This is a genomic window from Streptomyces sp. W16 (genome assembly GCF_033194735.1).
In the GTDB taxonomy this organism is placed as follows: Bacteria; Actinomycetota; Actinomycetes; order Streptomycetales; family Streptomycetaceae; genus Streptomyces.
This window is the reverse complement of record NZ_JAWOAI010000484.1, coordinates 1-7,459: the sequence shown is the minus strand read 5'-3', so window position 1 is coordinate 7,459 and position 7,459 is coordinate 1. Positions and strand designations below refer to the sequence as shown.

Annotated in this window: 6 protein-coding genes; all 6 read left to right on the top strand. The window is 71.1% G+C overall.

What is annotated here, in order from left to right; all coding sequences use genetic code 11:
- Window positions 1-657 precede the first annotated feature (657 nt).
- Entirely contained in the window at window positions 658-1,605 is a 948-nt protein-coding gene (locus R6V09_RS41205) for a conjugal transfer protein (protein ID WP_317886612.1), read from the top strand.
- Window positions 1,602-1,943, top strand: coding sequence for a hypothetical protein (locus R6V09_RS41200; protein WP_317886611.1), 342 nt, complete (start codon window positions 1,602-1,604; stop codon window positions 1,941-1,943). The genes R6V09_RS41205 and R6V09_RS41200 overlap by 4 nt, the downstream gene beginning before the upstream one ends.
- Window positions 1,940-2,536 carry a hypothetical protein gene (locus tag R6V09_RS41195; protein WP_317886610.1) on the top strand — a complete coding sequence of 199 codons (597 nt, stop codon included), beginning with the start codon at window positions 1,940-1,942 and terminating at the stop codon, window positions 2,534-2,536. The genes R6V09_RS41200 and R6V09_RS41195 overlap by 4 nt, the downstream gene beginning before the upstream one ends.
- Window positions 2,533-5,232 (top strand): ATP-binding protein, encoded by a 2,700-nt coding sequence (locus tag R6V09_RS41190; protein WP_317886609.1) that lies wholly within the window; start codon window positions 2,533-2,535, stop codon window positions 5,230-5,232. The genes R6V09_RS41195 and R6V09_RS41190 overlap by 4 nt, the downstream gene beginning before the upstream one ends.
- On the top strand, window positions 5,229-5,582 hold the full coding sequence (locus R6V09_RS41185; RefSeq protein WP_317886608.1) for a hypothetical protein: 354 nt from the start codon (window positions 5,229-5,231) through the stop codon (window positions 5,580-5,582). Before R6V09_RS41190 ends, R6V09_RS41185 begins: the two co-directional genes overlap by 4 nt.
- Window position 5,583: 1 nt before the next feature.
- Window positions 5,584-7,459 (top strand): hypothetical protein (locus R6V09_RS41180; RefSeq protein ID WP_317886607.1); only part of this gene is annotated, 1,876 nt, incomplete at its 3' end.

Genomic DNA, 7,459 nt, shown 5'->3' with positions numbered 1-7,459 from the left:
CCCGGGCCCACCGGGGTGGGCCGGCCGGCGGGCCCGGGCGCGGGCAGGCGCATGTACTCCATGCCGTCAGCTCATCCGCCGGCCCCGACCAGACCGGCAGCCATCAGCCCCGACCACCGGTCACGATCCGGCAACACAGCCGTCCACCCGCCATGGTCGGGCTCATGGTCGGGCCGACCACACCGTCTTCACCCCCGGGACGCAGCCGTTGCGCATCCCACTGCGCAGCCTTGGGGCGGGCGTTGCGTACTCGGGCTGCGCAACCGGCCGAGGACCGTGCGCAGTCGCCATGGGCGGTGCAGCTGCGCAACCGCCGCGAGAACTCCCGGTCTTCTCCTGCGCGGGGTGCAGGCGGCGCACTGCGCACGTGCCTCACAAGGTCCGCGCGACATCATTCTGCGCATCGACGCGGGGCCGTTGCATGCGGGACGCATGGTCGCCGATCTCCCGGCTCGGGCCCGGGAACCGTGAGCGGACGCGATGTCCCTTCCCCGGTGAGCCCGTGGCCGGCCCGCTGGTCGGGCCGACCACGAGCCCGACCATGGGCTTCGTGTCTCCATCGTGACCGTGGTCGGGGGTTCATGGTCGGTGGTCAGGTCGGGGTCGGCGGGTTTCCTCAAGGTCAGCACGTACACGTTCCGACCTGGGAGTCTGACCATGTCCCCTGCCAAGCAGGCCGCAGAGAGCGAGGCTGCTGCTCCGATGGCGGCCGGCGCCCGGCTGGAAGCGATGCGGCGCCGCGTGCGTCTCTCGCGCCTGGCGGTGTGGACCGTCATCGCGGCCGGCCCGATCGCCCTGGCCGTCGCCGTCGCCTCCACCCCGACCACGGTCGAGGCCGCCACCCCGGCCAAGTCCACCTCCGTGCACACCGCAACGGGCGCCGCCGACCCGGGCGGCTATGCACAGTTGTTCATCAGCACATGGCTGCGCAGCAGCACCGACAACACGACGAGTGCGCAGGCCCGGCTTGCGCAGGCGCTCGCGCCGGACGTCGAACTGCCCGACCCGGCCGCAGATGCGCAGCGCGCGCCGCAGTCCGTGACGGCGGTGCGCAGTGCGCAGCACGGCGGTGGTGCGTGGTCGGTGACGGTGGCTGCGCAGTACGCCGACGGCACGGTGCGCTACTACACCGTCCCCGTGGTGTCGGACAGCACCGGTGGCTCGTTCACGGTGACCGGTGCGCCGGCCGTGGTGGCCGGCCCGGCCCGGGCCGAGGCAGCGAAGCCGTCGTACGGCGTGAGCGTCTCCGAGGGTGCTCTTTCGTCCGCGCTCGGGGAGTTCTTCGCCGCCTACCTGACCGGTTCCGGAGAGATCGACCGCTACCTCGCACCCGGCGTGACGCTGTCGGCCGTCTCCCCCGCCCCGTACACGGCGCTCACCCTCCAGCAGATCTCCGCCGTCGAACAGGCCGCCGCCGGGCAGGTGCCGGCCGACGGCACAACGGTGCATGTCCTCGCCCAGGTCGAGGCCCGGGACACCGGCGGCCGCTGGCCGCTGGCCTACGAACTGACCCTCAGGACCCGCTCCGGCCGGTGGGAAGTCGCCGCACTGGAATCCGGAGAGTCCGGGGAGCCCGGGACCGCACAGGTGGGCGGTGTCCGGTGAACACGGTGCACAGCGTGCTGCTCGCCGGGCAGCTGGACAACCTCGGCAACCACTGGATCGGCATGTTCAAGAACTGGGCGACCACAGGCCTGACGGCCGGTCTCCTCGTCCTCGTCGTCGTCACCATGATCCAAAAGTTCTCGCTCAAGGCAGGGATCGGCGCCCTGCTCCTGATGGTGATCGCGCTGGGACTCTACGACTCGCGCAACAGTCTCGCGAACATGTTCGAGGACGAGGTGAAGAACCCGTCCAAGAGCGCACCCGCCGTCCCGGGCGTTGTCCACTCCGAACTCCCCGCCTCCCACGTGCACTCGCCCGGCGCCGGAGGCCGGCTGTGACCGCGGCCGCCGCCGGTCGGGTGGGCCGCTTCTACACGACCGCCCGCCGCCACCCCTGGGTGCTGGGCAAGGTCGCCGACTGGAGAATCCCCCTCGGCCCCTACACACCCGCGCAGATCGCCGTCGCCGTCACCGGCGGCTTCCTCCTCGCCAAGACCATTGCGTGGTGGTCGTGGATGGGGCCCGTCCCGATCGTGGCCTGGCTGCTCACGATCTGGACCGTGCGCCGCCCGAAAATCCGGGGGCGTGCCCCCATGCAAGCCGCCCTGGGCTGGCTGCTGCTCGGCTCGCAGCCGCGCGGAGGACGGATCGGCGGACACCCCGCCCGCGACCGCGCTCCCCACCCGCTCCTCGGCGGCTTCACCATCGAAGACACGCCCGCGCCCGCCACGGCGGGCACACCGGAACCGGAGCGCAGGTCGGGGCGCTGGTCAGGACGCTCCGCCGATCGGACGCCTCGCCGTGGTCCAAACACGCCGCGCCCGCCGGCACGCCGTCGCACGGCGTCAGTTGTTCCTGAAGCGGCGGTCCGCCCGGTGTCCGGTGTGCAGCAACTGCTCGCCCTCACCACGCAGGACAGGGACGCGCGATGAGGGTACCGATCCGTCACATCGCCGGACACCTGGTGTGGTCAACCCAGGGCAGCGTGTGGGCGATCTACCGCCTCCACCCCGGCCCGGACGCCCGCGGCCGCAGTGAGGAGACCGTGCAGGGCACCTATGTGCCCGCCGCGGTCCGTGACGAGCAGCTCGCCAGGATCACTCATCTGATCCGCTCCCTGTCCGGGGCTCCACGCCTGTTCGGGCTGTGCGCGCAGGTCGACCCGGGCGAGATCGCCCTGCGCATGATCGAGGGCATCGAGCCGGCCGACACGGCACCGAGCGGCGGTCCGCATCCGTGGGTGGAGAACGTCGAAGCCACCCTCGATCTGCTGGACGGTCAGGAGATGCACCGCCGCACCCTGTGGCTGGCAGTACCGCTACAGACCGAGAGCACCGGCCTGCGGATGTCGGCGTCGCTCGGCGCGATGTGGGCGGAACTGTCCCCGGCACTGGGCATGCGGCCGGCCCCGGTGGCACGGCGCGAGGTGACCGCATACCGCGAGCAGGCCTCCCGGGTCCAGGCCGCGCTCACCGGCGGCATCGCCTTCCGCCCCGCCCGCCCGGCCGAGATCGTGTGGATGATCCAGCACGCCCTCCACCGCGGCCTTGCGGAACCCCTGCTGGCCGAGGCCGAAGCCAGCGAACTGTACGGAGGGCAGGTCCGCGAGGGAGTGCTGCGCTCCCCCAGCTACGCCGACCTCGGCCAGGTACGCCTCCAGGAAGGCGGCATCGACCCCGAACTCGACGACCTCGACGACCTCACGAGTGCCGGGCAGATAGCGCGGTCGGGCCGCAAGGCCTGGTGGCGGCTGAAGGCGGCCTCCCCGCTGCGGCGGCGCTGGCTGCAGGTCGAGACGGACACCGGGGTGGGATATCAGGCGCAGTTGGCGCTGGCCGAGTGCCCGCCCGCCGTCGCGCAGGACGCCGCCGACCTCTTCGCCCAGCTGGAAAGCCTCGACTTTCCCGTCGACTACACCATCGACCTCACCCTGGTGCCCGCCGAGAAGGCGCGGGACCAAGTACGGCGCAAGAAGAACGAGCTGATCGACCAGGCCGACCAGTACGACGCCCGCCCCACCGGCATGCCCGCCTCCCTCTCCGAGGCCGCCCGGGATCTCGGCGAGCTGGACGCCCGCCTCTCCCGCACCTCGGTCGAGGTCGAGGTGCAGTCCGTGACCGTGCTGACCGTATGGGGGCCGACCGCAGCCGTCTGCGACGCCCGCGCCCGCGCCCTGGCCGCACTCCTCGGCGGCGCCGACTACCGGGCCGTCCGCCCCGCCGGCCTCCAGGAAGCCCTCTTCACCCTCGGCCTGCCCGGCACCGCACGGCCAGGCATACTACGCGAATTCACCCAGCACCAGATCTCCGAGGACTGGGCACTGGGCGGAGCCTTCACCGCTTCCGAGGTCGGCGACCCGGCCGGCATGTTCCTCGGCATCGACCTCGACTCGGGCACCACCCGCCCCGTCATGATCAACGTGGCGGACGCGCCCAAAGTCGACGCGTCCGCGTCGATGGGCATCGTCGGCGACCTCGGCGCCGGCAAGAGCGTCCTGCAGAAACTGATCACGGAAGCAGTCTGGGCGCGCGGCGGGTGCGCGATCTGCATCGACCGCACCCCCGTGCGTGAATGGGCTGCTTTCGCCCGCACCGCCGCGAAGGGACGCGTCCAGATCGTCGACGCCGCCCGCGCCGAGGTCTCCATCGACCCGCTGCGCATGTTCAACGGACCCGAGGGCCGCCACTACGCCCTCTCCTACCTCACCCTGCAACTCGGCATCGGCCCGATGAGCACCAACGGCGAGGTCCTCCACCACGCCGTCGAGCAAGCCGCCGCCGGCCAGCAGCCCTCCATGCACCGCGTCCTCCAGGTCCTCGATGCGATGGCCACGAACGAGGTGGGCAAGCGGCAGGACGCAGCCGCCATCCTCGCCGGCCTGATCCGGGTGGTGGCCACCAACTCCCTCGCGGCGATGGTCTTCGACCCGACGCTGCCGCCGGTACGGCTGGACGCCTCCAGCACCTCCGACATGATCGTGATCACCACCACCGGCCTGAAGCTGCCACCGAAAGCAGCGTTCGACAAGCCGGAGGTTCTCCTCCAGCAGCCGCTGGAAGCACTCATCGGACGCGCGGTGCTCTACCTGATCGCCGCAATCGCCCGCCAGACCGCCTTCGAAGACCCCCAGCGGTTCACCGCCGTGGTCCTGGACGAGCTGTACTGGCTCACCTCGTCGGCCGAGGGCACCGCCCTGGTCCACGAGATCCTCCACGACGGCCGCAAACACGGCGCCGGCCTCCTCGGCGCATCCCACGACGCCGAGGAACTCGGCCCCGACCGCGGCCTGATGGCCTACCGGGCACTGGCCCGCACCACCGACCGCGAACGCGCCCGCCGCGGCCTGGAGTTCATCGGCCTCGACCCGGGCGACCCGGAACTGCTGCGGATGGTGACCACCGGCCTGTCCCCCGTCGGCCGCAAGGGCCGGGAGGGCGAGTTCCTGCTGGCCTGCCCGCGGCAGAACACCGGCCGGGTGAAAGCCGTCATCCCCCGCATCCCGCGCATCGAGTCGTCCATCACCACCACACCGGGACACCACTCCGCCAACGCCTCACACCACACGGGTTCAGCGGCAAAGCCGCCCGCCGGTGAGGCCGTCGCCCGCCCGAAGGAGCACGTTCAATGATCACTTCCTCGTGGGACCGCTCCCGACGCATCCGCGCGGCCGCGGCCGTCCTCACCGTGATCACTGTGACCACCGGCGTACTCGCCCTGGTCTGCGGGGTGAGCGTGCCGGACGCGTGGTGGCCGCACACCGGACAGGCCTTCGCAGCCAGTTCACCCCGCGCGCACGATGATCCGTGCAACCTGATCGCGGGACCGGCCAAGGCGTACTGCGAGCACAGCACCACACACGCCACCCCGGCCCAGCACCACAGCCGGGCCACGGCAGCGTGGCGACTGCTACCGGCCGGCGCGGGCCCGACCGGTCCCGTCGTCTCGTGGCGCCACACCGCCCGCCAGAGGCAGCGCTGACATGCGGCGCCCAGACCGCGCCACCCTGCGCTCAGCCGGATTCGCCCTCCTGCTCACCAGCGTCTTCGCCCTGGCCAACACCCAGGTCGTGTACGCAGCGAGCAGCAGCAGCGAGACCGGTGACCTCCTCTCCCCGCTGAACATCGCCTCCTCCGAAGGTGTGCCGATCAACGGCTACGACCTGGGTTCCGAGGGCGGCTCCATCGTGGACTTCAAGGCGCAGGCCCTCTCGTTCGCGCTGTCCGCCCTGTTCACCGTGATCCGGCTGCTGGTCGGGCTGGCCGGGTGGGCGATCGAACTCGCCTTCCGGTTCCCGCTGCTGAAGGTCCTGATCCGTCCCGCGCAGGAGGTCGCCGACACCTACAACCACCTGGTCGTCCACACCCTGGGGCTGAAAGGCCTCCTGCTGGCCTGGGGTTTCGTCTTCGCCGGCTTCATGATTGTCCGCGGCCGCGTCGGGCGCGGACTGGGCGAGATTTTCCTGACCCTGCTGATCGCGGCGTTCGCCGCTTCCACGTTCGTGCGCCCCGACTACCTCCTCACCCAGGACGGCCCGCTCGGCCAGGCACAGCAGGTGGCTTCCGAGGTCGCCCAGCAGAGCGTCAACTCCTACGACTGGGGCGGGAAGATCGCCTCCGCCGACCCGTGTGCGGGGATGGCCGGCAACGCCGAACTCAAGTGCCTGCAGCATGCCGACGAGGCGCCGGTCTCTGCGGCGGACATCGCCCGTCCGCTCCAGGACTCGATCACCAACGCGCTGATCGTCAAGCCGTACATGCTCCTGGAGTACGGCCGGATCCTCGATCCCGCGAGGGCGTCCGACCGCAAGGCCTACGCGATCCATCTGATGTGGGTCAGCGGCGGCTACGACTCCAGCACGGAGGAAGCCGCCAGCTCAAACGACTGCGATCGGCTCGCACCAGCTGCCAGGCCCTATTGCGAGCAGCGCCGACAAGAGAAGGCGAAGGATCCCTGCCGCCTGATCGTCGGCGAGGCCAAGAAGATCTGCGAGGGCGACTATGACGGCAAACTGACCACTGGCGAGCTGCCCCCGATCACTTCTGGCGGGGATCTACTGAACGTCACTGCCCCGGTTATCAGCGAGGACGATCAGGAGTTCGCCGCGTTCCTCGCCGCCATGAAGGGAGCGGGACCGGTCGGCAAGGCGTGCGCCGCCTACGCCGAAAAACCCACCTGGTGGCGGGTCGGCGGCGCCGCCCTGCTCCTGATCGCCGCACTCTTCATCTGCGGCATGCTGCTGTCCTCCGCGATCGTGCTGCTCGCAACCCAGGGCATCTGCGCCGCAGCCGCAGCCGCCGGCGGCATCACGTTCATCGCGGGCATGCTGCCCGGACCACCACGCCAGAGCGTGTGGAAATGGCTGTCACTGTGGGGAATCGCGATCCTCGCCCTCGTCGCGATCTGCGCGTTCATCCCGTTCTTCGGCATCGCCATCGACGCCACCCTCACCAACGGCCCCGACCTCATGGTCGAACGGATCCTGCTCATCGACGTCCTCGCCATCGCCGGCGCGGCCGGCCACCGCCGCATGCTCAGCAGCATCACCACCTTCGGCCAGCGCATGGCCATGCGGATGCGCTACGCCAAGGTCGGCGGCACCCACCTGCCCGGCGACTCCTCCGAGCTCGGCGCTGCTCTCGCGATGAACTCCCCTGCCGCGATGGGCGGTTACGGCGGCGGACTGCGCGCCTTCGCCGGTGGCGGGGGCGGCCGGTTCGGGCTGCTGGGCACCCGCTACCGGCTGCTGAGCGCGCTCAGCAGCCTCGTCGACAGCGCCGGCATGCCCGTGGACACCGGCGGGATACTCGCCGACGCCACCGCCGAAGCCGGACGGGGCCTGGCCCCGCTCACCGCGG

Excerpts from the sequence above, each read along its gene's own strand:
- R6V09_RS41190 (WP_317886609.1), top strand. The coding sequence starts at position 2,533 with ATGAGGGTACCGATCCGTCACATCGCCGGACACCTGGTGTGGTCAACC.
- R6V09_RS41185 (WP_317886608.1), top strand. The coding sequence starts at position 5,229 with ATGATCACTTCCTCGTGGGACCGCTCCCGACGCATCCGCGCGGCCGCG.
- R6V09_RS41205 (WP_317886612.1), top strand. The coding sequence starts at position 658 with ATGTCCCCTGCCAAGCAGGCCGCAGAGAGCGAGGCTGCTGCTCCGATG.